Source organism: Pseudomonas sp. M47T1 (genome assembly GCF_000263855.1).
Lineage (GTDB): Bacteria > Pseudomonadota > Gammaproteobacteria > Pseudomonadales > Pseudomonadaceae > Aquipseudomonas.
Genome location: NZ_AJWX01000007.1, coordinates 84,399 through 109,501, shown reverse-complemented (window position 1 = coordinate 109,501; position 25,103 = coordinate 84,399). Strand labels below are relative to the sequence as shown.

The following is a 25,103-nucleotide window of genomic DNA, read 5'->3' as shown; positions in this document are numbered from 1 at the left end:
TGGCAGACACCTTGTGCAAAACCATTGTACTCATGAGGCTTTCGGCGCCAGGCGCTCGAACAGGGCTTCGAGGGTGTTGAAGCGCTCATCGGCGCGCTCCATCGGCACCATGAACTTGAACAGCGTGGCGCCTTCGAACTTGTAGCGGTTGGGCTGGCTCTGAATCAGCTTGATCAGCGTCAGCGGGTCTACCGGGGTGTCGGCCGCAAACTCGATACGACCGCCTTGGGGGCCGGCGTCGACTTTCTTGATGCCCAGGGTTTCCGCCTGCAACTTGAGCAGGGTCAGGCGCACCAGGTTCTTGGTGGGCTCGGGCAGCAGGCCGAAGCGGTCGATCATTTCAACCTGCAAGTCCTTGAGGCCATCCTCGTCCACTGCCGAAGCGATGCGCTTGTACAGGATCAGGCGCGCATGCACGTCAGGCAGGTAGCCCTCGGGGATCAGCGCTGGCAGGCGCAGGTTGATCTCCGGGCCGCCGCCCAGCGGCTGGTCGAGGTTGGGCTGTTCGCCCTTGCGAATGGCCTTCACTGCCCGCTCCAGCATTTCCATGTACAGGGTGAAGCCCACGGCCTGGATCTGGCCGCTCTGGCCGTCGCCCAGCAGCTCGCCGGCGCCACGAATTTCCAGGTCGTTGGTGGCCAGCACGAAACCGGCACCCAGGTCCTGGGTATTGGCAATGGCTTCCAGGCGCTTTTCGGCGTCCGGGGTGATCTGCTGCCGCGGAGGTGTCAGCAGGTAGGCGTAGGCCTGGTGGTGGCTACGGCCCACGCGGCCGCGCAACTGGTGCAGCTGGGCCAGGCCGAACTTGTCGGCGCGCTCGATGATGATGGTGTTGGCACTGGGCACGTCGATGCCCGTCTCGATGATGGTCGAGGCAATCAGCACGTTGAAGCGCTTGTGGTAGAAGTCGCTCATCACCTGTTCGAGTTCGCGTTCGCGCATCTGCCCGTGGCCGATGCCGATGCGGGCCTCTGGCACCAGTTCGGCGAGGTCGGCGGCGCACTTCTCGATGGTCTTCACGTCGTTGTGCAGGTAGTACACCTGGCCGCCACGCAGCAGTTCGCGCAGCAGCGCTTCCTTCACGGTGCTCTTGTTCTGCTCCATGACGAAGGTGCGCACCGACAGGCGTCGTGCCGGCGGGGTGGCGATGATGGACAGGTCGCGCATGCCCGACACTGCCATGTTCAGCGTGCGCGGGATAGGCGTTGCGGTCAGGGTGAGGATGTCCACCTCGCTGCGCAGGGCCTTGAGCTGTTCCTTCTGGCGCACGCCAAACCGGTGCTCTTCGTCGATGATCACCAGGCCCAGGTTCTTGATCTTGACGTCGTCCTGCAGCAGCTTGTGGGTGCCGATGACGATGTCGATGTTGCCTTCGGCCAGCTGCGCTACGGCGGCGTTCACCTCTTTGGTGGACTTGAAGCGGCTCATCACCTCGACTGTGACCGGCCAGTCGGCGAAGCGGTCGCGGAAGCTGTTGTAGTGCTGCTGGGCGAGCAGGGTGGTGGGCACCAGGATGGCCACCTGGCGGCCGCCGTGCACGGCGATGAACGCCGCGCGCATGGCTACCTCGGTCTTGCCGAAGCCCACGTCGCCGCACACCAGGCGGTCCATGGGCTTGGGCGCGAGCATGTCTTCGCGCACCGCTTCGATGGCCGATTGCTGGTCCGGGGTTTCCTCGAACGGGAAGCCGGCGCTGAAGGTGGCGTAGTCCACCGACGGGTCGGCAAAGGCGTAGCCCTTGCGTGCGGCGCGGCGGGCGTAGATGTCGAGCAGTTCGGCGGCCACGTCGCGCACCTGCTCGGCGGCCTTGCGCTTGGCCTTCTGCCAGGTTTCCGAGCCCAGCCGGTGCAGTGGCGCCAGGGCGTCATCGCTGCCGGTGTAGCGGGCAATCAGGTGCAGGTTGGCTACCGGCACGTAGAGCTTGGCGTTCTCGGCGTATGCCAGGGTAAGGAACTCGGCCACCTGGCTGTCGATTTCCAGGGTGGCCAGGCCCAGGTAGCGGCCCACGCCGTGGTCGATGTGCACCACCGGCGCGCCTTCGCGCAGCTCGGTGAGGTTCTTGATGACCGCGTCGTTGTTGCCGTCGGTGCGTTTTTCGCGGCGCCGACGCTGCATCACGCGCTGCCCGAACAGCGGGCTTTCGGCCACCAGGGCCAGGGCTGGATCGTCCAGCACCAGGCCTTCATCCAGCGGCGCGATGGTAATGGCCAGGCGGTCTTTGCCGGTGGCGAAGTCGGCCCAGCCGTCGACGGTTTTCGGTTTCAGCTTGAGGCGGTCCAGCAGTTCCAGCAGCACTTCGCGGCGGCCCGCCGATTCGGCGGTGAACAGCACGCGGCCGGGGAACTGGTCGAGAAAGCCCGACAGTGCCGCCAGCGGCTGGTTGGCCTTGGCTTCGATGGCCAGGTTGGGCAGCGCCTGCGCCGGGAAGCGATCGCGACCCACGCCGGGCTCGATGTCGGCCTGACTGACCACCACGCGCGGCCAGTTTTTCAGGCGCGCGAAGCAGTCTTCCACCGGCAGGAACAGCTCGGCTGGCGGCAGCAGTGGCCGCTGCTTGTCGACCTTGCGTTCTTCATAGCGGTTGCGCACGTCGTTCCAGAAGTTCTCCGCCGCCTGCTCGATGCCCGGTAGCGAGAACACCTGGGTGTCCTGAGGCAGGTAGTCGAACAGGGTGGAGGTTTCGTCGAAGAACAGCGGCAGGTAGTACTCGATGCCGGCCGGGGTGATGCCGCTGCTCAGGTCCTGGAAGATCGGTGTGCGGCGGAAGTCCACGTCGAAGCGCTCGCGAAAGCGTGCCTTGAAGCGTGTGACCGCATCCTTCTGCAGCGGGAACTCGCGAGCCGGCAGCAGGCGCACCGAGTCGACCTTGTCGATGGAGCGCTGGGTCTCCGGTTCGAAGGTGCGCAGGGTCTCGATTTCATCGTCGAACAGGTCGATGCGGTAGGGCAGCTTGCTACCCATGGGGAACAGGTCGATCAATGCGCCGCGCACGGTGAACTCGCCGTGCTCGTACACCGTGTCCACGTAGCGATAGCCGCTGGCCTCCAGGCGGGTGCGCATCTGTTCCACGTCCAGCTTCTGGCCCACGTCCAGCACCAGGCTGCTGCCGAGCAGGAATTGCGTGGGCGCGAGTCTGTGTAGGGCAGTGGTAACCGGCACTACCAAAACGCCGTGATCCAGCTCCGGCAGCCGGTACAGGCTGGCAATGCGCTGGGAAATGATGTCCTGGTGTGGCGAGAACAGGTCGTAGGGCAGGGTTTCCCAGTCGGGAAAATGCAGCACGGGCAGGTTCGGGGCGAAGAAGCGCAGTTCCTGCTCCAGGCGGTCGGCGCTCTGGCTGTCGGCGGTCAGCAGCAGGGTAAAGCGCTTGGCAGCGCTGGCGGCCTCGGCAATGGCCAGGCTCAGGGCGGCCCCTGGCAGGTTGCCCCAGGTGTGTTTTCCCGCCGTGGCGGAGAGAAGCGGAAGGCGCAGGACAGGCACGGGAGGTCAAGCTCCAAGCGTTGCGACAAAAACAACGATTGTACCGGCCTGCGGCCGGGCTGTCAGTTTCGACCGCACGAAAACGAAACCTTGGCGCAAAAGCCCGGTCTATGAGCCTGTGTCGACAGGCGCTCATTGCCCCGGCGAGCGCTCGACGTCATAATGTAGCCCCTTTTTTCTGTCCCTACATGTGGAAGGTTCCCGTGACTCAGAAGCCCGACCAGTGTCTTGGTGAATGGATCGATCGTGAAGCGCTCGCCGAGGCGATGATTCCGCTGATCGGTCAGCTCTACCGCAATAACAATGTGGTGAGCTCGATCTATGGCCGCAGCCTGATCAACCGTTCCGTCATTCAGATCCTCAAGGCCCACCGCTTTGCGCGTCACCGCCAGGCCGACGAAGTTGAATTGTCTGTCCACGAGACATTCCCCCTGCTCAAGGCCATGAGCGAGCTGAAACTGGGCGCCGCTTCGGTGGACCTGGGCCGCCTGGCCAACAAGTTCAAGGAACAGGGTAACGGCCGCACCGCCGAGCAGTTCGTGCGTGAGGAAATGGCTGATATCGTCGGTCAGCAGAACGCTTCGCCACGCAAGGGCAAGGACGTCGTGCTGTACGGTTTCGGTCGCATCGGCCGCCTGCTGGCACGCATCCTTATCGAGAAGACCGGTGGCGGCGACGGCCTGCGCCTGCGCGCCATCGTGGTACGCAAGGGCGCTGAAAACGACCTGGTCAAGCGCGCCAGCCTGCTGCGTCGCGATTCGGTGCACGGCCCGTTCGATGGCACCATCACCATCGACGAAGCCAACAGCACCATCACGGCCAATGGCAACCTGATCCAGGTGATCTACGCCAAGAACCCGACTGAAGTGGACTACACCCAGTACGGCATCAACGACGCGCTGCTGGTGGACAACACCGGTGTATGGCGTGACGCCGATGGCTTGGGCCAGCACCTGACCTGCCCTGGCGTCGACCGCGTGGTACTGACCGCACCGGGCAAGGGCAAGCTGAAGAACATCGTTCACGGCATCAACCACGGCGAAATCACCGCTGACGACAAGATTGTCTCGGCGGCGTCCTGCACCACCAACGCCATCGTGCCGGTGCTCAAGGCCGTCAACGACAAGTTCGGCATCGTCAACGGTCACGTCGAAACCGTTCACTCGTACACCAACGACCAGAACCTGATCGACAACTTCCACAAGGGTTCGCGCCGTGGCCGCAGCGCCGCGCTGAACATGGTGATCACCGAGACAGGCGCCGCCACCGCTGCCGCCAAGGCCCTGCCTGAGTTGGCCGGCAAGCTGACCGGCAACGCCATCCGCGTGCCGACGCCCAACGTGTCGATGGCTATCCTCAACCTGAACCTGGAAAAGGCCACCACCCGCGAAGAAATCAACGAGTACCTGCGCCAGATGGCCATGCATTCGGACCTGCACAAGCAGATCGACTTCGTGAACTCCCAGGAAGTGGTCTCCACCGACTTCGTGGGTTCGCGCCACGCCGGTGTGGTCGATGCCGAAGCAACCATCTGCAACGACAACCGCGTTGTGCTGTACGTCTGGTACGACAACGAATTCGGTTACAGCTGCCAGGTAGTGCGCGTGATGGAAGACATGGCGGGTGTGAACCCGGCCGCCTTCCCACGCTAAGCTTCACGCTTCAATGAAAAAGCCCCGGCAGTGATGCCGGGGCTTTTTTCTTTGCAGGCACGAACGTCTGATGTGGGGGCGGGCTCTGCCCGCGAAAAAGCGCTGCGGTGCGCCAGGCGTTACGCGGCGTACTTTTTCGTCGGCAGGGCCCGCTGCCACAGGGTGATATAACCCAAGGGAAATCAGGCGCGGGCAGCCTCGGCAGTCCGCAACGCATGCTTATTCCCATGAAACAACACCAACGTCGCCACCAGCCCCAACACCGCCGCCCCACTGAGCCAAATCCCCGGCGCGGCCTTGTTGTCCAGCGCGTGAATCAGGTACGTACAGGCCGCTGGTGTAAACCCACCAAAGGTCGCGGTAGCCAGGCTGTAGGCCAGTGAAACCCGGTTGTGCGCACCTCCACCGGCATGATTTCGGTCAGCGCCACCACCATGGCGCCGTTATAGCTGCCATACAGGAACGACAACCACAGCTCCACCATCAACAACCGCTCGAAGCTGGGGGCTTGCACCATCCAGTTCAGTGAAGGATAGGCAGTAAGCAGCGCCAGAATCGTCGCCGCCAGCAACAGCGGCTTGCGGCCCACACGGTCCGACACCGCACCCATCACCGGCAGCCAGAAGAAGTTCGAACAGCCGATCAGTACCGTCACCAGCAGCGCATCGAAGTCCGACAGGTGCAGCTCGGCCTTGCCGAAGGTTGGGGTGTAGGCGGTAATCAGGTAGAACGACACGGTGGTCATCACCACCAGTGCCATGCCGGCAATCACCAGGCCGAAGTTCTGGCCAATGGAGCGCACGATTTCCTTGAGGGTAGGGCGGTGCTTGCGGGCCTGGAATTCCGGGGTTTCTTCCAGCGACCGACGGATGATGAAGATCACGGGCACAATCATGCAGCCAATCAGGAACGGCACGCGCCAGCCCCAGTCGCCCATTTGTTCAGGGCTCAGCCAATGGTTCAGCGCCACGCCCAGAAGGCCTGCGAACACTACGGCGGCCTGCTGGCTGGCCGACTGCCAACTGACGAAGAAACCTTTGCGGCCTGGGGTGGCAATTTCCGCCAGGTACACCGATACGCCGCCCAGTTCCACGCCCGCCGAGAAGCCCTGCAACAGCCGGCCCAGTAACACCAGCAACGGCGCGGCCACACCCAGGGTGGCGTAGCCGGGCACGCAGGCAATCAGCACGGTGCCCATGGCCATCATCGCCAGCGTCACGATCAGCCCTTGGCGGCGGCCATGGCGGTCGATGTAGGCGCCGAGGAAAATCGCGCCAAGGGGGCGCATCAGGAAGCCGGCGCCGAAGGTGGCCAGTGACAACATCAGCGAGGCGAAGGCGTTGTCGGAAGGAAAGAAGGTCTTGGCAATGGCGGTGGCGTAAAAGCCGTACACCATGAAGTCGAACATCTCGAGAAAATTGCCGCTGACAACGCGAAAAATCGCCTTGCCCTTGCCCGTATTCGAGGTCATGGGAATGCACTCACTCTTTTGTTGTAGTTGGAATCCGTGGAAAGGCCCGTTGGCAACGTTCCTGTTCAGGCTTTTGCACGCTTGGCGCAAATTATTTTGTAACAGTATGTATAAGTGTAGGGCCTGGCAATGATTTCGCGCTCAAGGTGTAACGTTTCAGCGCGATACTCACGCGGCGCCAGGCAGCAAAAGTGCCTCGCGCAAGTTGTCAGAAAGGCCCTTGGGTGCCAGCCATATATTCAGGTATAAACGTGCCAAGTCCTTGTCTTTACTGACAAAAATAACCTGGCCGTTACGCTCCACGGAAAGCCCCTCCAGGGTGTTGTACACCAGGGCATAACGGTCCCCGGCATGAATATCCACGTAGCTGCGGTGCAGGCGATCGATTTCCGCCTGGGCGGCGCGCAGCTGGTTGGGGCTGGCCTGGCGCTGCAAGGTCTGGTTGGCAGCCTTGATCACGTCGTCGCGGCCGATATCGTGGAAGTAGAACAGCTCCAGCCGCTGGTCGCTCAGGCTGTCCACCGCCTGCTGGGCGCTGGTACCGGCTTCGGCGTAGAACGCGGCGGCATAGACATCGACGAAAAGGTAATTGAGCAGTGCCTGGCTTTTGCGTTGCAATGTTGGTGTCTGGCCCCATTGCTCGGCAAAGTTGGCCTCGCGCAGGCGGTCGGTGGTGTTGCCCCAGGCCAGGGTGCAGAAGAAGAGCAGAAGCAACAGCGGCTTGTGGCGCATAATGGCGTCTTCCTCGAATGTCTGTCTCAAGGTTAAGTCAAAATTCGACTGTTCACGTGTGTTGCCCGTCCTTTTCTCCTGATCAACCTGTTGACCGCGCTGGCGGGCTGCAGCGGTGGCAACCCGGTGGAGTCTTTCAGTGGCCCGACCATGGGCAGCCGCTACACCGTGCAATACGTGCCTACGGCGCACAGCCCGCGTCCACGCCAGGTTCAGGCCGAGGTGGAACGCATTCTCGGCGAGGTGGACCAGCAGCTGTCGCTGTACCGCAGCGATTCCGATGTGCAGCGGTTCAACGCGCAGCCCGCCGACAGTTGTCGGGTCATGCCGCCGGCGGTGCTTGCGCTGGTGCAATACGGCCAGTCGTTGTCCAGCGCCAGCGACGGCGCCTACGATCAGACCGTGGGGCCGTTGATGAACCTGTGGGGCCTGGGTGCCAGTCATGGCTTGCAGCAAGTGCCGCGCCCGGCGGTGCTGGCGCTGACTCGGCAGCGCGTGGGCTACCGGCATCTGCGCATCGACGGCGATCAGCTGTGCAAGGATGCTGCAGTCGAGGTTGACCTCAACAGCGTGGCCGCAGGGTATGCGGTGGAACGCATTGGCGCGCGCTTGCAAGCCATGGGCATTGGCAGTTACCTGGCCGAGGCCACGGGGGAGCTCAAGGCTGTAGGGCACAAGCCGGACGGCAGTGCCTGGAACATCAGCGTGCAGGCGCCACGCACCGATGACCAGCACGCCAGTCGCGAGCTGGGTGTGGATGGCTACGGCGTGTCCACCTCGGCCGAGCAGCGCAGTTTCTTCCTCCAGGCTGGCCAGCGCTATTCCCATCTGCTGGATGCCCGCACCGGCAGGCCGGTGAATCACAGCCTGGCGTCGGTCACGGTGATTCATCCTTCTGCGTTGTCGGCCGATGGCTTGTCTACGCTGTTGATGATTCTGGGGCCCGAGCAGGGCTGGGACTACGCCCGCGGCCACGACATTGCCGCGCTGTTCGTGCGGCGTGACGGCGAGGTGCTGTCCAGCCGCCCGACCCCGGCATTCGAACGGATGGCTGCTGTAGGAAAAGTTGACCATTGACGCACGGGTGCAGACATCAATAGCCTTTGACGCGACCAAGGGTTAATGTTCGCGGCGTTTACGCTTCTATAGACTGCATCCCCGAGTTTTCGATGCCGCAGCGCGGCATGTTGAGCCGGAGGTACCAGAGTGGTGCCTCGGCCTGTTCTGAAGGAGTACGCATGGCTGTCTACAACTATGATGTAGTGGTGCTGGGTTCCGGGCCCGCGGGTGAAGGTGCGGCAATGAACGCCGCCAAGGCGGGGCGCAAGGTGGCGATGGTCGACAGCCGTCGCCAGGTCGGCGGCAACTGCACACACCTGGGCACCATCCCGTCCAAGGCCCTGCGTCACTCGGTCAAGCAGATCATCCAGTTCAACACCAACCCCATGTTCCGGGCCATTGGCGAGCCGCGCTGGTTTTCGTTTCCGGACGTATTGAAAAGCGCCGAGAAAGTCATCGCCAAGCAGGTGGCCTCACGCACCAGTTACTACGCCCGCAACCGCGTGGACGTATTCTTCGGCACCGGCAGCTTCTCTGACGAGCAGACCGTGGAAGTGATCTGCGCCAACGGTGCGCAGGAAAAACTGGTGGCCAAGCAGATCATCATTGCCACCGGCTCGCGCCCGTATCGCCCGGCCGACATCGACTTTCACCACTCGCGCATCTACGACAGCGACACCATCCTCAGCCTCACCCACACCCCGCGCAAGCTGATCATCTACGGCGCCGGGGTGATCGGTTGCGAATACGCGTCCATCTTCAGCGGCCTGGGCGTGCTGGTGGAACTGGTGGACAACCGCGAGCAACTGCTGAGCTTCCTGGACTCGGAAATTTCCCAGGGCCTGAGCTACCACTTCAGCAACAACAACGTCATGGTTCGCCATAACGAAGAATACGACCGCGTCGAAGGCCTGGAAAATGGCGTGGTGCTGCACCTCAAGTCGGGCAAGAAAATCAAGGCCGACGCCTTGCTGTGGTGCAACGGCCGTACCGGCAACACCGACAAGCTTGGGCTGGAAAACATTGGCATCAAGGTCAATGGCCGTGGCCAGATCACGGTCGACGAAGCCTACCGCACCAGTGTGCCAAGCATTTATGGCGCGGGCGACGTGATCGGCTGGCCCAGCCTGGCCAGTGCCGCCTATGACCAGGGCCGCTCGGCGGCCGGCAGCGTGGTGGACAATGGCAGCTGGCGTTATGTCAACGACGTGCCCACGGGTATCTACACCATTCCCGAAATCAGCTCCATCGGCAAGACCGAGGCAGAGCTGACCCAGGCCAAGGTGCCGTACGAAGTGGGCAAGGCGTTTTTCAAGGGTATGGCGCGGGCGCAGATTTCCGGTGAGCCGGTGGGCATGCTGAAAATCCTGTTCCACCGTGAAACCCTGGAAATCCTGGGTGTGCACTGCTTCGGTGACCAGGCGTCCGAGATTGTCCACATCGGCCAGGCCATCATGAATCAGCCGGGTGAGCTCAACAGCCTGAAGTACTTCGTCAACACCACTTTCAACTACCCGACCATGGCCGAAGCCTATCGGGTAGCGGCCTATGACGGCCTCAACCGGCTTTTTTGAGCGGCTCCGGCCGGTGGCCTGAGCCGGCCGGGGAGACCGATTTCAGAGATTCTCGAGCGTGGCGGTGGCCAAACCGGGAAAGTCTGTAATCAGGCTGTCAACGCCGAAGTCGGCGAGCCGGCGCATCAATGCCGGCTCGTTGACTGTCCACACCGACACGTGCAGGCCCTGGCGCTGAGCCTTGATCAGGCGCTCGGGCGTGCACAGCGTCCAGTTCAGCGCCAACAGGGTGCAGCCATAGTTCTGGGCCACTTTCAGCGGGTCGAGCCAGGCGTATTCGGCCACCAGGCCACGGCTGATGTCCGGCGTCAGTTCGGCAGCCGCGCGCAGCACTTCCCTGGAGCTTGAGGTGATGGTCACTTTGTCCAGCACGCCATATTCCTGAGCCAGTTCGCGAATCGCCAGCACCGTGGTGGCGGCGCGGGTGCGCGAGGCGCTCTTGACTTCCAGTTGCCAATGGTCGAAATCGCAGGCCTTGAACAGGTCTTCAAGGCGTGGGATAGGGCAGGGGTGTACCCAGCCCGGGCCGCCCTTGCGAGCATCGTAGGTCACCAGCTGGGCGGACTCGTGCTCCACGACTTTGCCGCGCCGGTCGGTGGTGCGCTTGAGGGTAGAGTCGTGAATCACCATCAATTGCCCGTCGCGGGACAAATGCAGGTCCAGTTCGCAGCGGCGCACGCCGTGCTTGAGGCATTCCTGGAAGCTGGTCAGGGTGTTTTCCGGTGCTTCGCCTTTGGCGCCGCGGTGGCCGTAGATAAGGGTCACGTTTGTTCCTTCAAGGTAATGCTGAAGTCAGCAAAGGCTGTGTTAATTGTACCCAAGTGTGGGAGCTGGCTTGCCAGCGAGCTTTTCTCGCCCTGGAAGCTCGCTGGCAAGCCAGCTCCCACACCGGTGTCTACAGGGGTGCCAGGATTCAGGCAGCCGGCGGATCGTTTTGTTCACGTTCCTTGCGCCGTTCGGCGGCCTGTTTCTGCAGAATATAGCGGGCCAGCAGTTGGCGCTGGGCATCGCTGATGCTGTCGAACTCGGTACCAATCTCGAACCGGCCATCGGCCTTGGCATCGCAGTGGGTGACCTTGGCGCGCAGCAGCAGGCCCAGAGCCTGTGGCATGAGTGCCATTTTGACGGACAGGCGGGTGCCGGTGGCAAGGGCCTGCGGGTGCATGAACTCCACGCCGCCCTCGGACAGCACCACCGGCTGCGGCTCGCCAATGTGCCCCAGAATGGTTTGGGCTACCACCTGGCTCAACAGGTCGATGCGTTTGTTCTGCGCCTTGAGGAAGTTGCCCAGGGTGCGGTCATTGTCACTGAGCTGACGCAGCAGGTGCTGGGACTCGAATTCACTCAGGTGCAATTCGCTCAGCAGGTTGAACAGCGGAGACGCATCTTGCAACAACTCAGTGCCCGCGGCATCGGCAGCCGAGAGCGGGCTAATTTCCAGTGCGATCCTATCGTCGATACGGTAGTATTCGCGGCGATCTTCTTCATCTAATGTCGACATGGCGAACCCATGGTAGCGGCGGTGGTCTGAGTGTAAAGCTGCTCGTCAAGCCCCGCCACAAGGACGTTCCTCTTTCATTCGAACAAGCCCCGACATGTTCAGACCTCTCTTCGTTTTCATCGGTGCGCGTTATACCCGCGCCAAGCGTCGCAATCATTTCGTGTCGTTCATTTCCCTGACCTCGATGATCGGACTCGCCCTGGGCGTGATCGTGATGATCGTGGTGCTCTCGGTGATGAACGGCTTCGATCATGAAATGCGTACCCGCGTGCTCGGCATGGTGCCCCACGCAACCATCGAGTCCAGCAAGCCGATCAGCGACTGGCGTGCCCTTGCCGCTAAAGTAAAGCAGAATCCGGCGGTTCTGGAGGTGGCGCCCTACACCCAGATGCAGGGACTGCTGACCAATAACGGCAAAGTGCAGAAAATGCTGCTCAATGGCGTCGACCCCGCCGAGGAGCGCAAGGTCACCATCCTTGACCACTTCATCAAGCAAGGCAGCCTGGATGACCTGAAGTCGGGCGACTTCAACATCATGCTGGGCGACAACGCGGCCAACAAGCTGGGCGTGAAGGTGGGCGACAAGGTCACCTTCGTCACCCCCGAGGTCAGCGTCACCCCGGCGGGCATGTTCCCGCGCATGAAGCGCTTTACCGTCACCGGCCTGTTCCATGTGGGCGCCGGCGAAATCGACGGCTATCTGGGCCTGACCAACCTCGACGACATTGCGCGTTTGCATCGCTGGCAACCCAACCAGGTGCAGGGCCTGCGGCTTAAGTTCGCCGACCTGTTCCAGGCCCCTCGGGTTTCCTGGGAAATTGCCCAGAGCCTGGGTGACCAGGACTACTATGCCCGTGACTGGACCCGCACCCACGGCAACCTGTACCAGGCCATCGGCATGGAAAAATCCATGATCGGCCTGCTGCTGTTGCTGATTGTCGCGGTGGCGGCGTTCAACATCATTTCCACCTTGGTGATGGTGGTCAACGACAAGCGTGGCGACATCGCCATCCTGCGTACCCTGGGCTCCACGCCGGGCCAGATCATGCGCATCTTCATGGTCCAGGGCACCGTCATCGGCGTCATCGGCACCCTGGTGGGCGCCATCCTCGGCATGCTGGCGGCACTGAACGTCAGCGCCGCGATTGCGCTGCTGGAAAAAGTGATCGGGCACAAGTTCCTCAACCCCGACGTCTATTTCATCGATTACCTGCCGTCGCAACTGATGGCCAATGACGTGTTCATGGTCTGCGGTGCGGCACTGGTCCTGAGTTTCCTCGCGACCCTGTACCCGGCCTGGCGTGCGGCGCGCACCCAGCCAGCAGAGGCGCTTCGTTATGAGTGAGTTGGGCATGAGTGAGAAAGCAGTGCTGAGTTGCCGCAACCTGGGCAAATCCTACGAGGAAGGCCCGGAGTCGGTGGTGGTGTTGTCCAACCTGCAGTTGGAGCTGTTCGCCGGCGAGCGCGTGGCCATCGTCGGCCAGTCGGGTTCGGGCAAAAGCACTTTGCTGAACATGCTCGGCGGCCTCGACACGCCCAGCAGTGGCAGCGTGTGGTTGGCGGGTGAGCAACTGTCGGCGCTGAACGAGAAGGCCCGTGGCCTGCTGCGCAATCGCGCGCTGGGCTTCGTCTACCAGTTCCACCACCTGCTGCCCGAGTTCACCGCGTTGGAAAACGTGTGCATGCCGCTGCTGATCGGCAAGACGCCCATCCCGCAAGCCAAGCAGCGTGCCACAGCGTTGCTGGAGCGCGTGGGCCTGGGCCATCGCCTGGCGCACAAGCCGGCCGAACTGTCGGGTGGCGAGCGCCAGCGCGTGGCCATCGCCCGGGCCCTGGTCAACCAGCCAGGCCTGGTGATGCTCGACGAGCCCACCGGCAACCTCGACCAGCACACTGCCCAGGGTATCCAGGACCTGATGCTGGAGCTGAGCACCTCGCTGCGCACCGCCTTCCTGGTGGTGACCCATGACCTCAACCTGGCTCGCCAGATGGACCGCGTATTGCGCCTGGAAGAGGGCCGTCTGGTCCCGATCTGATCCGTTTGGTGTTAGCGCCCGGTTGCCCGGGCGCCCGCTTCAACCCTTTTTCCAGGTGCCTTGACGTATGTTCAGACCCTTATCCATTTTCATCGGTGCACGCTACACCCGGGCCAAGCGTCGCAACCATTTCATCTCGTTCATATCCATGACCTCGATGATCGGCCTGGCCCTTGGCGTGCTGGCGATGATCGTGGTGCTGTCGGTGATGAACGGTTTCCAGAAGGAAATGAGTTCGCGCATCCTCGGCATGGTGCCCCATGCCACCGTCCTTGGTGACAAGCCGCTGGACGACTGGCGACCGGTGGCCGCCGCCGCGCTGAAAAACCCTGAAGTGCTGGCCGCCGTGCCGTTCACCGACATGGACGGCATGCTCTCGTACAAGGGCTTCATGCAGCCCATCCAGATCAGCGGCGTGGACCCGGCCCAGGAAGGCAAGGTGTCGATCGTGGCCGACCACATCACCCAGGGTTCGCTGCAAGACCTCAAGCCGGGTGAGTTCGGCGTGGTCATCGGCGATATCACTGCGCGCCGCTTCCGCCTGAGCGTGGGCGACAGGATCACCCTTATCGTGCCCGAGATCAGCAGCGACGCGCCCGGCGGCATCACCCCGCGCATGCAGCGCCTCAACGTGGTGGGCGTGTTCAAGGTAGGCGCCGAACTCGACGGTTCCATGGCCTTGATCCACATGGCCGACGCCGCGCAAATCCAGCACTGGCAGCCCAACCAGGTGCAAAGCGTGCGGCTCAAGCTCAAGGACCTGTACAGAGCGCCGCAGGTGTCCAAGGCCATCGCCGGCGGGCTGGGTGACGGCTACAAGGCTGATGACTGGACCCACAGCCAAGGCAGCCTGTTCAGCGCCATGAAGATGGAAAAGACCATGATCGGCCTGTTGTTGCTGATGATCGTCGCCGTCGCCGCCTTCAACATCATCGCCACGCTGATCATGGTGGTGAACGACAAGGGTGCCGACATCGCCATCCTGCGCACCATCGGTGCCACGCCACGGCAGATCATGGGCATCTTCATGGTCCAGGGCACGGTGATCGGCGTGGTCGGCACCTTGATCGGCGGCGTGCTGGGGGTGATCGCGGCCATCAACGTCAGCGCCATGGTGGGCTGGATCGAGCGCGTCACAGGCCAGCACATCTTCACGTCCGACGTGTATTTCATCAGCAACCTGCCGTCGGACCTGCAGGCGGGGGATGTCATCATGATCTGCAGCGCGGGGCTTATCCTCAGCTTCCTGGCCACCCTGTACCCGGCCTGGCGCGCCGCTCAGATCGAACCGGCCTACGCCTTGCGCTACGAGTAGGTTGCGGGCACTGCGTAGCCGCCGTCGCGGGCACGGTCCGCTCCTGCACGATTGCACCGTACCGTGGGAGCGAGCCATGCCCGCGAAGGCCGCGCCGCAGTCGTTCCGATCGTACAGAGCGCGCAATGTACGCGGTAAAAAGTTAAACTGGGCGGGTTTACTCTCGTCCAGGTTTCCAACATGCATCCCGCAGCCGAACATTCGCCGTTGGGCAAGTCCAGCGAATACATCTCCACCTACACGCCATCGTTGCTGTTCCCCATCCCTCGCGCCGCCAAGTGGGCCGAACTGGGCCTGAGCGCCGATACCCTGCCGTACCAGGGCGTCGACTTCTGGAACTGCTTCGAACTGTCGTGGCTGCTGCCGTCAGGCAAGCCCGTGGTGGCCATCGGTGAATTCAGTATTCCGGCCGATTCGCCGAACATCATCGAATCGAAGTCGTTCAAACTGTACCTCAACTCCCTGAACCAGACCCCCTTCGACACCGTGGAGGCCTTGCAGGCTTGCCTGGTCAAGGACCTTTCGGCAGCCGCCGGCAAACCAGTGGGCGTGCGCGTGCGTCGCCTGGCCGAGGTCGAGGCCGAGGGCGTGGTGGCCTTGCCGGGTGTGTGCATCGACGACCTGGATATCAGCATTTCCAGCTACGAGCACCCACAGCCCGAACTGCTGCGCTGTGATGCATCGCAGGTAGTGGAAGAGAGCCTGCACAGTCACCTGCTCAAGTCCAACTGCCCGGTCACCAGCCAGCCAGACTGGGGCAGCGTGGCGGTCCACTACCGTGGCCCGGCCCTGGATCATGCCAGTTTCCTGGCGTACCTGGTGAGCTTTCGCCAGCATTCGGACTTCCACGAGCAGTGCGTGGAGCGGATCTTCATGGACCTCAAGCGACTGCTGAACCCGCAGGAACTGACGGTGTACGCACGCTACGTGCGTCGCGGCGGGCTGGACATCAACCCGTACCGCAGCACGTCGAAGGTCATGCTGGAAAACGCACGGCTGGTGCGTCAGTAAGCTGTCTGGAGGGTTGATTAGGGGAGCGGGCTCTGCCCGCGAAAAGATCGCCGCGTAGTTTCTGGAGAACGGCGGCGACCCATTCGCGGGCAGAGCCCGCTCCCACACAGGATGTGCTTTTCTGATCAGATACCCATGCCACCCAGGGTCTGGACGATATTGCGCAGGGTGCCGGCCAGGCCGGGGTGCTCCACTTCGAAGCGCTCCACGGCCAGGTTGACGCCGTCGGCCAGGTTGGGGTTGTTGGTAGCGGCTTCCAGTTTGATCTCGGCGTCGATTTGCGTCATCAGGTCTTGCAGGTGGTCACGCTCTTCTTGCGAAAGCGGCGGGTTCTGCTCCAATTGCTCGCGCAATGTATTCAATTGCTCTTGCAGTTCGCGGGCAGGCATGGCGATCTCCCTTCAATGATAGGCACAGCCATTGACCGCAGCGGGTTGCCAAAGGTCCATGGCTGGCCTTTAGATTAATCCACTGCGGCGCTGCGTGCATGATCCTGATCAACGCGGCTGTATCAGGGTTTTTCACCCTTGAAGCGGCGCAGGGCAATGTCGGCCAGGCAGGTGTCCAGTTCTTCCAGGTGGTCGATGACCGAATGCACGCCCAGGGCGAACAGGTGCAGGGTGGCCTTGCCGCGGCGCAGGTCGCGGTCGCGGCTATCCAGGTCTTGCCATTCACTGGCGGACAGGCCGCACAGTGGCCCGCAGGAAGCCAGGCCTACCGTCCACAGCCCGGCATTGAGCCCCGACTGCAACAGGCGCGGGTTGCCGCTCACCAGCACGCAACCGTCCAGGCGTGACACCTTCAGCTCCATCAATGCCTGCCAGCAGGCATCCGGCGCCGGCCAGGGATTGCCCTCGGTGGCGCCCACCGGCTTGATCCAGCGCGGTAGCGGTGCGGCCAGGGGTTCGGCCAGCGCGGCATCCAGTTCGTCGAGCCAGGCGCAGGGCACGCCCTGGTGGTGCAGCCGTTTCAATGCTTGCAGCGCGCCGGGAGTCGGGCCTGCGTCAGGTTCGGTGCGCGCGCCAAAATCCACCAGGCAGCCGCTCAGGCCGAAGAGCAGGGCGGTGAAGGAGGGCACGCAGGGGGCGGTGTCAGGCATGTCGGCTTCCCTGTATTGACCGTAGAAGGCTACGCTGCTTGCGTGACAGTTGTATGAAGGCACAGTGACCGCCGTTTGCCTTTCTGTAATGGCTTGCGACAAAACTGACGCATTCAGTGCAGAAGCTTTATACTGGGTCACTTTTGTCACGGTGCCGTCGGGCTGCCGAATCGAATCCAAGGAGTAACATCTATGCGCTTGATCGGGACGGGTATGATCGATCGTCTGGCCAAGGCCTGCCTGATCGCAGGGGTCGTCATGGCTCCGGTGATGGCTCAGGCTGCCGATGAAGACCCATGGGAAGGGGTCAACCGCGTCATTTTCCGCTTCAACGACACCGTTGATACCTACGCGCTCAAACCGATCGCCCAAGGCTATCAGTGGGTCACCCCGCAGTTCATGCAGGATGGCGTGCACAACTTCTTCAACAACATCGGTGACGTTGGCAACCTGGCCAACGACGTGCTGCAGGCCAAGCCGCATGCAGCGGGTGTCGACACCGCGCGCCTGTTGCTCAACACCACCTTGGGCGTGGCAGGCTTCGTCGACGTGGGTACCCGCATGGGCCTGCAACGCAACGACGAAGACTTCGGCCTGACCCTGGGCAAGTGGGGTGTGCCGAGCGGCCCGTACGTGATGCTGCCGCTGCTGGGCCCAAGCACCGTGCGTGACGGTATCGCCAAGTACCCCGACAGCTTCACCCAGCCGTACCGCTACATGGACGACATGTCGCTGCGCAACAGCCTGTTCGCGTTGAGCGTGGTCGATACCCGCGCCCAGTTGCTGCAGGCCGAGAAGATGATCAACGGCGACAAGTACATCTTCATTCGCAACGCCTACCTGCAAATGCGCGAGTTCAAGGTCAAGGATGGTCACGTCGTCGACGATTTCTGATCGCCACGCTGCACAAAAAAGGCGACCCAGTGGGGTCGCCTTTTTTTGTACCGCTACTTCAACTCATTTGCAGAATGGTCAACCCCAGCGTCTGCAATCCCGCCCCCAGTTCTTCAACCCGCACCACCTCTACCTGCGCTTCCAGGTCGCGCAGGGCCGCATGTTCCGAAGGCAAGTGCACGCCAATGATGTCGCCGACCCTCACGCTGCTGCGCGCCTCTATCTGCATGCCGGTACTGGACAGGTCACGGCACACGCCAAGGATCCGCTGGCCATCCACCAGCACAAACACCTTGGCGTTGACGGTCATGCGGATAAAGTCGCGTTTTTCGGCGAAGTCCCGGTCGATCTGGCTCATGGCTGCATCCTTCCATTAGGTTGCTTGCGAATAGGTTTTTATAACCCCCGGTGATTTGTGCTGTAAAGACATCAGGCGACCATCGGCGCATGCTTGAAACACCCGGCGGATGGGAGTACCGTCTGCGCCTTAGAGGGCACCTCTGGGTAACCGTCGCCGGTATTTGACTGGCGTTGGTGGCCAAGAGAGGCTAGAAGTGAATCCAGTAAGCGAGCTCAGGCCCGGCCGAGTACCTTACGCCAACCAATTTCTGGCGCCGTTTGCCCACATGCAGAAAACCAGTGCCACGCTGCTGATAATCGATGATGACGACGTAGTGCGCGCGAGTCTCGCCGCCTACCTGGAAGACAGTGGTTTCAGCGTCCTGCAGGCCTGTAACGGTCTTCAGGGCCTTCAGGTATTCGAGCAGGAAAAGCCCGATCTCGTGATCTGCGACTTGCGCATGCCGCAAGTTGGCGGCCTGGAGTTGATTCGCCAGGTCACCGAACGCGCACCCGACATGCCGGTCATCGTGTTGTCGGGCGCCGGGGTCATGAATGACGCCGTCGAGGCCTTGCGCCTGGGCGCCGCTGACTACCTGATCAAGCCGCTCGAAGACCTCGCCGTGCTGGAACACTCGGTGCGCCGGGCGCTTGACCGTGCGTGGCTGCTGCAGGAAAACCAGCGCTACCGCGAAAAGCTCGAAACCGCCAACCGCGAGCTCGAAGCCAGCCTGCACCTGCTTCAGGAAGACCAGAACGCTGGCCGCCAGGTGCAGATGAACATGCTGCCCGAGAGCCCCTGGGTGGTGGACGGCTTCAAATTCGAGCACCAGATCATCCCTTCGCTTTACCTTTCCGGTGATTTCGTCGACTGTTTTCGCGTTGATGAGCGTAGAGTGGCATTCTATCTGGCTGATGTTTCCGGGCACGGTGCCTCGTCAGCCTTCGTCACCGTACTGTTGAAATTCATGACCACGCGCCTGATGTTCGAATTCAAGCGCAATGGCACCCTGCCGGAGTTCAAGCCGTCGGAAGTGCTGGGCCATATCAATCGCGGGTTGATCAACTGCAAGTTGGGCAAGCATGTGACCATGGTGGGTGGGGTGATCGACGAACATACGGGGTTGCTGACCTACAGCATTGGCGGGCATTTGCCCCTGCCGGTGTTTTTCAGCCAGGGCCAGGTGCGTTACCTGGAAGGGCGCGGGTTGCCGGTGGGGTTGTTCAACGAAGCCACCTACACCGACCACGTGCTGGAATTGCCGGAGAGTTTCAGCCTGACGCTGTTCTCTGATGGCATTCTGGACCTTTTGCCCGGTGAAACACTCAAAGATAAAGAGGCTGCCTTGCCGGAAATCGTCAAGGAAGTCGGCGGCGGCCTGGATGGCTTGCGGCGCAAGTTTGGATTGGCCACGCTTGGGGAGATGCCGGATGATATCGCCCTGATGGTGCTAAGCAGGAACCTAGAATGAGTACTGGTAGAATCCAGTTCGCCGAACAGGACGGCACCTTCGTGCTGAAGTTTGTCGGTGAAGTGCGCCTGACCCTGTGTTCAGCGCTGGATGCGACTATTGAAAGGATTTTCACTGCCCTGAATTTTTCGGCGATCGTTATCGATCTCACTGAAACGCGCAGTATCGACAGCACGACCCTGGGCCTGCTGGCCAAGTTGTCGATCCTGTCGCGGCAGAAAGTCGGATTGTTGCCCACCGTGGTCACTACCCACGATGACATCACGCGCCTGTTGCAATCGATGGGCTTCGATCAGGTGTTCAACATCGTCGGCCGGCCGATTCCGTGCCCCGAGTGCCTCACCGACCTGCCGTCGCAGGACCAGTCCGAGGACATCGTGCGCACCAAGGTACTGGAAGCGCACAAGATCCTCATGGGCCTGAACGACTCCAACCGCGAAGCCTTCCACGACCTGGTCAATGCCCTCGAACGCACCTGACCACCTGTAGCCGCTGCTGCCAGGCACAAAAAAGGGCGACTCCAATGGAGTCGCCCTTTTTCATTGCCTGCCTGTGATCAGACCTTGGCCTTGAGCAGCGCTTCCAGCTTCTCCTGGTCACGCGCGAACTGGCGAATACCTTCGGCCAGCTTCTCGGTGGCCATGGCGTCCTCGTTGGACTCCCAGCGGAACTGGGCTTCGGTCAACGGGTGCTTCGGCTCGCCGGCATTGCCTGGCTTGAGTTTCTGCGACAGGGTGCCGGTGTCATCCGACAGCTTCTGCAGCAGCTCAGGGCTGATGGTCAGGCGATCGCAACCGGCCAGCTCTTCGATCTGGCTGATGTTGCGGAAGCTGGCGCCCATCACCACGGTGTTGTAGCCGTTGGCCTTGTAGTAGTTGTAGATGCGGGTCACCGACTGCACGCCCGGATCTTCTGCACCGGTGTATTCCTGGCCGGTGGACTTCTTGTACCAGTCGTAGATACGGCCCACGAACGGCGAAATCAGAAACACGCCAGCGTCCGCGCAGGCGGCGGCCTGGGCAAAGGAGAACAGCAGGGTGAGGTTGGTCTGGATGCCTTCCTTTTCCAGTTTCTCGGCGGCACGGATGCCTTCCCAGGTGGATGCCAGCTTGATCAGTACGCGGTCGCGACCAACGCCAGCCTTGTCGTACAGGTCGATCAGCTGATGGGCCTTGGCCAGCAGCTTGGGCTCGTCGAATGACAGGCGCGCATCCACCTCGGTGGAGATACGGCCGGGGATCACCTTGAGAATACCGCTGCCCACCGACACCGCGAAGCGGTCGCAGGCCAGGCCGATATCGCCCTTCACGTCGCGCACGGCGTCGTTCAGCAGTTCGGCATAACCGGTCATGGACGCAGCCTTGAGCAGCAGCGACGGGTTGGTGGTAGCGTCCACCGGTTTGAGGCGGGTAATCGCATCGATGTCACCGGTGTCGGCGACCACAGTGGTGAATTGCTTGAGTTGTTCCAGCTTGGAAGTCATGAGCGTGCTCTGTCCTGTGCGATTGAGTGACATTACCCGACCGCCGCCAAGCGCTCAAGCGCCGCGGCCATCGGGTATTCAAAGACTGATGGTTGGAGTCCGAAAAGCCCCACAGGGTTCCCGTGGCAACGCGGTACGCCTCGCGCAGGAGCCCCCGTAGGACCTGCCGCAGGCTGCGAAGGCCCGCACCGCGGGCCTGCGATCGCCGTGCCGCGCAAGGTCCTGCGGACCTTTTCGCAGCCTGTCGGCGGATGGCCGCCCCGCAGCGCCGGGTCAGCGGCCTTCCAGCAACTGCCCGGCCTGGTCCAGCAAGCCCAGCGGGTCCTTGCTCTTGTGGATGTCCACCGACAGCATCTGCCGAAACTTGCGCGCCCCCGCAAAACCCTGGCCCAGCCCCAGAATATGCCGGGTAATGTGATGCATCGCCCCACCGTCCTCGATATGCCGAGCGATATACGGCCGCAAACGCGCCAGTGCCTCCGCGCGGCTGATGACCGGCGCCGTGCTGCCAAACAGCTCCTGGTCCACCGTCGCCAGCAGATAAGGGTTGTGATACGCCTCACGGCCCAGCATCACGCCATCGAAAGTGCCCAGGTGCGCCTGGCATTCGGCCATGGTCTTGATGCCGCCGTTGAGCACAATCTCCAGGTCCGGAAAATCGGCCTTCAACTGCGCAGCCACGTCATAACGAAGCGGCGGAATATCGCGGTTCTCCTTGGGCGACAGGCCTTCCAGAATCGCAATCCGCGCATGCACGGTAAAGCTGCGGCACCCGGCGTCGCGTACCTGGCCAACGAAGTCGCATAACTCGGCATAGCTGTCACGGCCATTGATACCAATGCGGTGCTTCACCGTCACCGGAATCGACACCGCATCACGCATGGCCTTCACGCAATCCGCCACCAGTACCGGATGGCCCATCAGGCAGGCGCCGATCATGTTGTTCTGCACACGGTCGCTGGGGCAGCCCACGTTCAGGTTTACCTCATCGTACCCGGCCTCCTGGGCCAGACGCGAACAGGCGGCCAAGTCTGCTGGTGTGCTGCCGCCCAGTTGCAGGGCCAACGGGTGCTCGGTGTCGTCATGGCGCAGGAACCGCGCGGCATCGCCGTTGAGCAGCGCGCCGGTGGTGACCATCTCGGTGTAAAGCAGGGCGTTGGCGGACAGCAGGCGCAGGAAGAACCTGCAGTGGCGGTCAGTCCAGTCCATCATGGGTGCAACGCTGAAGCGACGGGACGGTTCAGCGGCAGTGGTTGTGGGTATTGCAGCAGGATTGGTCGACATATTGCTCGGGCATTTTGGGCTGGGTGGCGGCAGGGCGTGGAGGGGGGCCTGCCGCCTGGGGCCCATGGGGATGGGCGGATCAGGTCGTCATTCTACCAGAACAGCTACGCCCTGGACGGGGAGCCCGACTTGCTGTTCGATTTGCTACCGCCTCTCGCTCACCACTCAGAGCTAGGCCGCTGCCTTGTGTGGAAGCCCCCCAGGATCTGGACGCAATCACCACGCACTCGGTCCGCAATCAAATACGACCAGTTCGGTACGGCCCATTCGAGTTTTCCAGCGCTACATAGTGGGCTTCGTCTTCCAGGTTCTTGAGGTCTTTTTATAGCCACTCCACCGCCATTGCGGCTACGTCCTCGGGGCGTCCGACCCGGGTTGGCTGGCCTGGGCGCCGCACTGGCCCGTCGATTCGCCCAAGGCGGCTACCGTGTTACGGTCAGCGGCCGCAGCGCAGACAAGCTTCACGCAGTGGTCGGCAGTATCGAACAGCAAGGCGGCACGGCATTGGCGCTACCGGGTGATGCCGGCAACGAAGCCGACATCCTCCAGGCTGTGGGGCGCATCAAAGCCTTCGGCCGTCTGCGCGTGGCCATTTTCAATGTCGGCAACGCCGTGGTCCGGCCGGTGAATTACACTTACGATCCGCCCGATGGTCAGCCGCGTCGTCGCGGTACTTTGCAGTCGACCCACGTGGAGATTCACAACGCTCACCCCCCGCGGATGCGCCGCCCCGGCGCAGCATTGAACTGTGCGCCTTGGTCTTCTACGCCGACTGACAACCCGCAACGCGCGGGTAAACCGCCACGCTGCCGCTGCCGCCAGGCTGCGCTGGCCGGTTTGTACACTAAAGCCCCCCAGCGAGGCGCAGGGCCCGCGCAGCCTGCGGCAGCGGTTACACGGTACGGGGCCGCTAGTCGGCCAAGTATTCACGCAACCGCGCCTGCAGCCGGTCAATGGCGTCGGTCCTTGCCAAAAAAGCCTCCACCGTGCAAAGCTGCCAGCGCTGCCCTTCATCGCCAAACACCACTGTATCAAAGGTGCCCGGCGGCACTTCGGCCACGAAGAACCAGGTGTCCAGCCCCTGCATGCCTTGCCCCGGATACACCCGCGTCCATACTACCCATGCCGGGTCCAGGGTCAGGCCAAACTCTTCCCAGGTTTCACGCACGGCCGTTTGCAGCGGCGTTTCGTCATCTTCGCGGCCGCCGCCGGGCAGGTCCCACAGGCCGGGCCAGGGGATGTTGGGCTTGTCGTCGCGCTGGTAGATCAGTATCAGGTCGTCACACAGTAAAGCGATCTTGGCACCGGAGAAAAGCATGGCAGTTCCTCGTCAAGGGTCGCGCCACTGTATAGGCAGTGGCATCGCTGCATAAGGGATTGTGCTGCGTTCAACCACAGGGATCGCCAGGGAGCGCCGCCTGGATGAGCATGGACCTGCAGATTCGCAGCCTGGCGACGGATGGCCGCCCCGCAGCCCCGATTTCTGACGCAGGACGGTTGCTGCGACACCTGTTGGATCTACAGATACCCCCGCCGCGCCAGGTTGCGCATCAGCGCCGCCACGCCAAAGGTCCAGGGCGGCGCCTGGTCGCTGCCGGTCACGCGGTTGTGCAGGCCGCCCAGGGCCGGGCTGTGGATGCTGACCATGTCGTCGGCCTTGTGGGTGAAGCCCTGGCCCGGGTGGTCGCGGTCGTCGGTGGGGGCGAACAGGGTGCCGAGGAACAGCACGAAGCCGTCCGGGTACTGGTGGTTGAGGTTCAGCGCCTGGCCGGCCAGGTCTTCGGGGTCGCGGCTGATCTGCGCCATCGAACTGTGGCCCTGCAGCACGTAGCCATCCTGGCCCTCTACGCGCAGCGCCACCTCGCAGCGGCGTACGTCGTCCAGGCTGAAGTGCTGGTCGAACAGGCGGATGAACGGCCCCAGGGCGCAGGAGGCGTTATTGTCCTTGGCCTTGCTCAGCAGCAGCGCACTGCGGCCTTCGAAGTCGCGCAGGTTGACGTCGTTGCCCAGGGTGGCGCCATGGATGCGCCCGTGGCTGTCCACCGCCAACACCACCTCCGGCTCCGGGTTGTTCCAGTGCGAACCGGGGTGCACGCCCACGGCGCTGCCGCTGCCCACCGCCGCCAGCACCGGCGCCTTGGTGAATATCTCGGCGTCGGGGCCGATGCCCACTTCCAGGTACTGCGACCACATGCGTTGCTCAATCAACACCTGTTTCAGGCGCATGGCCTGGGGCGAGCCGGGTTGCAGGTCGCGCAGGTTATCGCCGATCACCTCGTGCACCAGGGCGCGGATGCGCTCGGCCTGGCTGGCGTCACCGGCGGCCTTCTCTTCGATGACCCGTTCGATCATGCTGGCCGCGAAGGTCACGCCGGCCGCCTTGATCACTTGCAGGTCGATGGGCGCCAGCAGGCAGGGTTTGTTGTCGTCACGTTCGCCGCCGCTGTTGGCCAGTAGGGCCTGCACGCTGCACAGGCTGCTGGCGTTGATATCACTCAACGCGGCCAGCGGGTCGGGGCGGTTGAGCAACTCGCTCACCGTGGCAAACCGGTCCGTGATGTCCAGCACCTGGCCGTCGCGGATCACCACCACGGCGGGGCCTGCAAGGTTGCCGGGGCGCCATACCCGGCCAATCAGGGTGGCGCGCTGCCAGTCGCTAGGCAGGGAGTTTTCGATCGTCAGTTGCATGGCCAGTCCTCGC

The 25,103-nt window shown here is 62.5% G+C and carries 22 protein-coding genes and 2 pseudogenes; 11 read left to right on the top strand and 13 right to left on the bottom strand.

Annotated features, from left to right (window positions below):
- Window positions 1-30: 30 nt before the first annotated feature.
- Window positions 31-3,480 carry a transcription-repair coupling factor gene (gene mfd, locus PMM47T1_RS10425; RefSeq protein WP_008368398.1) on the bottom strand — a complete coding sequence of 1,150 codons (3,450 nt, stop codon included), beginning with the start codon at window positions 3,478-3,480 and terminating at the stop codon, window positions 31-33.
- 188 nt (window positions 3,481-3,668) lie between these two features.
- Between mfd and PMM47T1_RS10420 the strand changes: the two genes are divergently transcribed.
- On the top strand, window positions 3,669-5,132 hold the full coding sequence (locus PMM47T1_RS10420) for a glyceraldehyde-3-phosphate dehydrogenase (protein ID WP_043300911.1): 1,464 nt from the start codon (window positions 3,669-3,671) through the stop codon (window positions 5,130-5,132).
- A 182-nt stretch (window positions 5,133-5,314) separates the two neighbouring features.
- Here the strand turns inward: PMM47T1_RS10420 and PMM47T1_RS10415 are convergent.
- A pseudogene (locus PMM47T1_RS10415) lies at window positions 5,315-6,603 on the bottom strand (MFS transporter).
- A gap of 168 nt (window positions 6,604-6,771) precedes the next feature.
- Complete coding sequence (locus PMM47T1_RS10410; protein WP_008368395.1) at window positions 6,772-7,335, bottom strand: chalcone isomerase family protein; 564 nt, start codon at window positions 7,333-7,335, stop codon at window positions 6,772-6,774.
- 81 nt (window positions 7,336-7,416) lie between these two features.
- On the opposite strand from PMM47T1_RS10410, the gene PMM47T1_RS10405 reads away from it, so the two are divergent.
- On the top strand, window positions 7,417-8,412 hold the full coding sequence (locus PMM47T1_RS10405) for an FAD:protein FMN transferase (protein WP_425224615.1): 996 nt from the start codon (window positions 7,417-7,419) through the stop codon (window positions 8,410-8,412).
- Window positions 8,413-8,573: 161 nt separating this feature from the next.
- Complete coding sequence (gene sthA / locus PMM47T1_RS10400; RefSeq protein ID WP_008368393.1) at window positions 8,574-9,968, top strand: Si-specific NAD(P)(+) transhydrogenase; 1,395 nt, start codon at window positions 8,574-8,576, stop codon at window positions 9,966-9,968.
- A 42-nt stretch (window positions 9,969-10,010) separates the two neighbouring features.
- Here sthA and PMM47T1_RS10395 read toward each other — a convergent pair whose 3' ends face one another.
- Window positions 10,011-10,733, bottom strand: a complete 723-nt coding sequence (locus PMM47T1_RS10395; protein WP_008368392.1) for a glycerophosphodiester phosphodiesterase — start codon at window positions 10,731-10,733, stop codon at window positions 10,011-10,013.
- Between the two features lie 148 nt (window positions 10,734-10,881).
- Window positions 10,882-11,469 (bottom strand): PilZ domain-containing protein, encoded by a 588-nt coding sequence (locus PMM47T1_RS10390; protein WP_008368391.1) that lies wholly within the window; start codon window positions 11,467-11,469, stop codon window positions 10,882-10,884.
- Between the two features lie 94 nt (window positions 11,470-11,563).
- On the opposite strand from PMM47T1_RS10390, the gene PMM47T1_RS10385 reads away from it, so the two are divergent.
- From PMM47T1_RS10385 to queF, 4 genes are all read left to right on the top strand, one after another.
- Complete coding sequence (locus PMM47T1_RS10385; RefSeq protein WP_008368390.1) at window positions 11,564-12,814, top strand: lipoprotein-releasing ABC transporter permease subunit; 1,251 nt, start codon at window positions 11,564-11,566, stop codon at window positions 12,812-12,814.
- A gap of 7 nt (window positions 12,815-12,821) precedes the next feature.
- Window positions 12,822-13,505 carry a lipoprotein-releasing ABC transporter ATP-binding protein LolD gene (gene lolD, locus PMM47T1_RS10380; RefSeq protein ID WP_177323375.1) on the top strand — a complete coding sequence of 228 codons (684 nt, stop codon included), beginning with the start codon at window positions 12,822-12,824 and terminating at the stop codon, window positions 13,503-13,505.
- A 67-nt stretch (window positions 13,506-13,572) separates the two neighbouring features.
- Entirely contained in the window at window positions 13,573-14,820 is a 1,248-nt protein-coding gene (locus PMM47T1_RS10375) for a lipoprotein-releasing ABC transporter permease subunit (protein WP_008368388.1), read from the top strand.
- Window positions 14,821-15,000: 180 nt separating this feature from the next.
- Window positions 15,001-15,831 (top strand): NADPH-dependent 7-cyano-7-deazaguanine reductase QueF, encoded by an 831-nt coding sequence (gene queF / locus PMM47T1_RS10370; RefSeq protein ID WP_008368387.1) that lies wholly within the window; start codon window positions 15,001-15,003, stop codon window positions 15,829-15,831.
- A gap of 125 nt (window positions 15,832-15,956) precedes the next feature.
- Here the strand turns inward: queF and PMM47T1_RS10365 are convergent, their stop codons facing one another.
- Both PMM47T1_RS10365 and PMM47T1_RS10360 read right to left on the bottom strand, forming a co-directional pair.
- Window positions 15,957-16,220 (bottom strand): DUF4404 family protein, encoded by a 264-nt coding sequence (locus tag PMM47T1_RS10365; RefSeq protein ID WP_008368386.1) that lies wholly within the window; start codon window positions 16,218-16,220, stop codon window positions 15,957-15,959.
- A gap of 122 nt (window positions 16,221-16,342) precedes the next feature.
- Window positions 16,343-16,930: a phosphonoacetaldehyde phosphohydrolase-related protein gene (locus PMM47T1_RS10360; RefSeq protein ID WP_008368385.1), complete on the bottom strand. Its 588-nt coding sequence runs from the start codon at window positions 16,928-16,930 to the stop codon at window positions 16,343-16,345.
- Between the two features lie 192 nt (window positions 16,931-17,122).
- Between PMM47T1_RS10360 and PMM47T1_RS10355 the strand changes: the two genes are divergently transcribed.
- A complete protein-coding gene (locus PMM47T1_RS10355) occupies window positions 17,123-17,824 on the top strand; it encodes an MlaA family lipoprotein (RefSeq protein WP_008368383.1) in 702 nt (233 codons plus the stop codon).
- Between the two features lie 58 nt (window positions 17,825-17,882).
- Here the strand turns inward: PMM47T1_RS10355 and PMM47T1_RS10350 are convergent, their stop codons facing one another.
- Complete coding sequence (locus PMM47T1_RS10350) at window positions 17,883-18,182, bottom strand: PilZ domain-containing protein (RefSeq protein ID WP_008368382.1); 300 nt, start codon at window positions 18,180-18,182, stop codon at window positions 17,883-17,885.
- A 268-nt stretch (window positions 18,183-18,450) separates the two neighbouring features.
- On the opposite strand from PMM47T1_RS10350, the gene rssB reads away from it, so the two are divergent.
- Both rssB and rssC read left to right on the top strand, forming a co-directional pair.
- The gene (rssB, locus tag PMM47T1_RS10345; protein WP_008368381.1) at window positions 18,451-19,635 is read left to right on the top strand and encodes a two-component system response regulator RssB; all 1,185 of its coding nucleotides are present in this window, start codon (window positions 18,451-18,453) and stop codon (window positions 19,633-19,635) included.
- Window positions 19,632-20,114 carry an anti-sigma factor antagonist RssC gene (gene rssC, locus PMM47T1_RS10340; protein WP_008368380.1) on the top strand — a complete coding sequence of 161 codons (483 nt, stop codon included), beginning with the start codon at window positions 19,632-19,634 and terminating at the stop codon, window positions 20,112-20,114. The genes rssB and rssC overlap by 4 nt, the downstream gene beginning before the upstream one ends.
- Before the next feature lie 77 nt (window positions 20,115-20,191).
- Here the strand turns inward: rssC and tal are convergent, their stop codons facing one another.
- Entirely contained in the window at window positions 20,192-21,118 is a 927-nt protein-coding gene (tal, locus tag PMM47T1_RS10335) for a transaldolase (protein ID WP_008368379.1), read from the bottom strand.
- Window positions 21,119-21,391: 273 nt separating this feature from the next.
- A complete protein-coding gene (gene dusA, locus PMM47T1_RS10330) occupies window positions 21,392-22,402 on the bottom strand; it encodes a tRNA dihydrouridine(20/20a) synthase DusA (RefSeq protein ID WP_008368378.1) in 1,011 nt (336 codons plus the stop codon).
- A 342-nt stretch (window positions 22,403-22,744) separates the two neighbouring features.
- Between dusA and PMM47T1_RS29025 the strand changes: the two are divergent.
- Window positions 22,745-22,966: pseudogene (locus PMM47T1_RS29025) on the top strand (SDR family NAD(P)-dependent oxidoreductase); the annotation flags it as partial.
- Here PMM47T1_RS29025 and PMM47T1_RS30325 read toward each other — a convergent pair.
- The 3 genes from PMM47T1_RS30325 to PMM47T1_RS10320 form a co-directional block, all read right to left on the bottom strand.
- Window positions 22,913-23,092 (bottom strand): hypothetical protein, encoded by a 180-nt coding sequence (locus PMM47T1_RS30325; RefSeq protein ID WP_238536613.1) that lies wholly within the window; start codon window positions 23,090-23,092, stop codon window positions 22,913-22,915. The pseudogene PMM47T1_RS29025 and the gene PMM47T1_RS30325 overlap by 54 nt on opposite strands.
- A gap of 220 nt (window positions 23,093-23,312) precedes the next feature.
- Window positions 23,313-23,720 carry an NUDIX hydrolase gene (locus tag PMM47T1_RS10325; protein ID WP_043300910.1) on the bottom strand — a complete coding sequence of 136 codons (408 nt, stop codon included), beginning with the start codon at window positions 23,718-23,720 and terminating at the stop codon, window positions 23,313-23,315.
- Window positions 23,721-23,920: 200 nt separating this feature from the next.
- Complete coding sequence (locus PMM47T1_RS10320) at window positions 23,921-25,090, bottom strand: fumarylacetoacetate hydrolase family protein (protein WP_008368376.1); 1,170 nt, start codon at window positions 25,088-25,090, stop codon at window positions 23,921-23,923.
- Between the last annotated feature and the right edge of the window lie 13 nt (window positions 25,091-25,103).

What these genes read in the sequence shown, in the direction of transcription:
- lolD (WP_177323375.1), top strand. Translation starts at nt 12,822, where the DNA reads ATGAGTGAGAAAGCAGTGCTGAGTTGCCGCAACCTGGGCAAATCCTAC.
- rssC (WP_008368380.1), top strand. Translation starts at nt 19,632, where the DNA reads ATGAGTACTGGTAGAATCCAGTTCGCCGAACAGGACGGCACCTTCGTG.
- PMM47T1_RS10375 (WP_008368388.1), top strand. Translation starts at nt 13,573, where the DNA reads ATGTTCAGACCCTTATCCATTTTCATCGGTGCACGCTACACCCGGGCC.
- sthA (WP_008368393.1), top strand. Translation starts at nt 8,574, where the DNA reads ATGGCTGTCTACAACTATGATGTAGTGGTGCTGGGTTCCGGGCCCGCG.
- dusA (WP_008368378.1), bottom strand. Translation starts at nt 22,402, where the DNA reads ATGTCGACCAATCCTGCTGCAATACCCACAACCACTGCCGCTGAACCG.
- rssB (WP_008368381.1), top strand. Translation starts at nt 18,451, where the DNA reads ATGCAGAAAACCAGTGCCACGCTGCTGATAATCGATGATGACGACGTA.
- PMM47T1_RS10365 (WP_008368386.1), bottom strand. Translation starts at nt 16,220, where the DNA reads ATGCCTGCCCGCGAACTGCAAGAGCAATTGAATACATTGCGCGAGCAA.
- PMM47T1_RS10410 (WP_008368395.1), bottom strand. Translation starts at nt 7,335, where the DNA reads ATGCGCCACAAGCCGCTGTTGCTTCTGCTCTTCTTCTGCACCCTGGCC.
- PMM47T1_RS10360 (WP_008368385.1), bottom strand. Translation starts at nt 16,930, where the DNA reads ATGCCTGACACCGCCCCCTGCGTGCCCTCCTTCACCGCCCTGCTCTTC.
- PMM47T1_RS10320 (WP_008368376.1), bottom strand. Translation starts at nt 25,090, where the DNA reads ATGCAACTGACGATCGAAAACTCCCTGCCTAGCGACTGGCAGCGCGCC.
- PMM47T1_RS10420 (WP_043300911.1), top strand. Translation starts at nt 3,669, where the DNA reads ATGTGGAAGGTTCCCGTGACTCAGAAGCCCGACCAGTGTCTTGGTGAA.
- PMM47T1_RS10355 (WP_008368383.1), top strand. Translation starts at nt 17,123, where the DNA reads ATGCGCTTGATCGGGACGGGTATGATCGATCGTCTGGCCAAGGCCTGC.
- PMM47T1_RS10390 (WP_008368391.1), bottom strand. Translation starts at nt 11,469, where the DNA reads ATGTCGACATTAGATGAAGAAGATCGCCGCGAATACTACCGTATCGAC.
- queF (WP_008368387.1), top strand. Translation starts at nt 15,001, where the DNA reads ATGCATCCCGCAGCCGAACATTCGCCGTTGGGCAAGTCCAGCGAATAC.
- PMM47T1_RS10385 (WP_008368390.1), top strand. Translation starts at nt 11,564, where the DNA reads ATGTTCAGACCTCTCTTCGTTTTCATCGGTGCGCGTTATACCCGCGCC.
- PMM47T1_RS10325 (WP_043300910.1), bottom strand. Translation starts at nt 23,720, where the DNA reads ATGCTTTTCTCCGGTGCCAAGATCGCTTTACTGTGTGACGACCTGATA.
- tal (WP_008368379.1), bottom strand. Translation starts at nt 21,118, where the DNA reads ATGACTTCCAAGCTGGAACAACTCAAGCAATTCACCACTGTGGTCGCC.
- PMM47T1_RS10350 (WP_008368382.1), bottom strand. Translation starts at nt 18,182, where the DNA reads ATGAGCCAGATCGACCGGGACTTCGCCGAAAAACGCGACTTTATCCGC.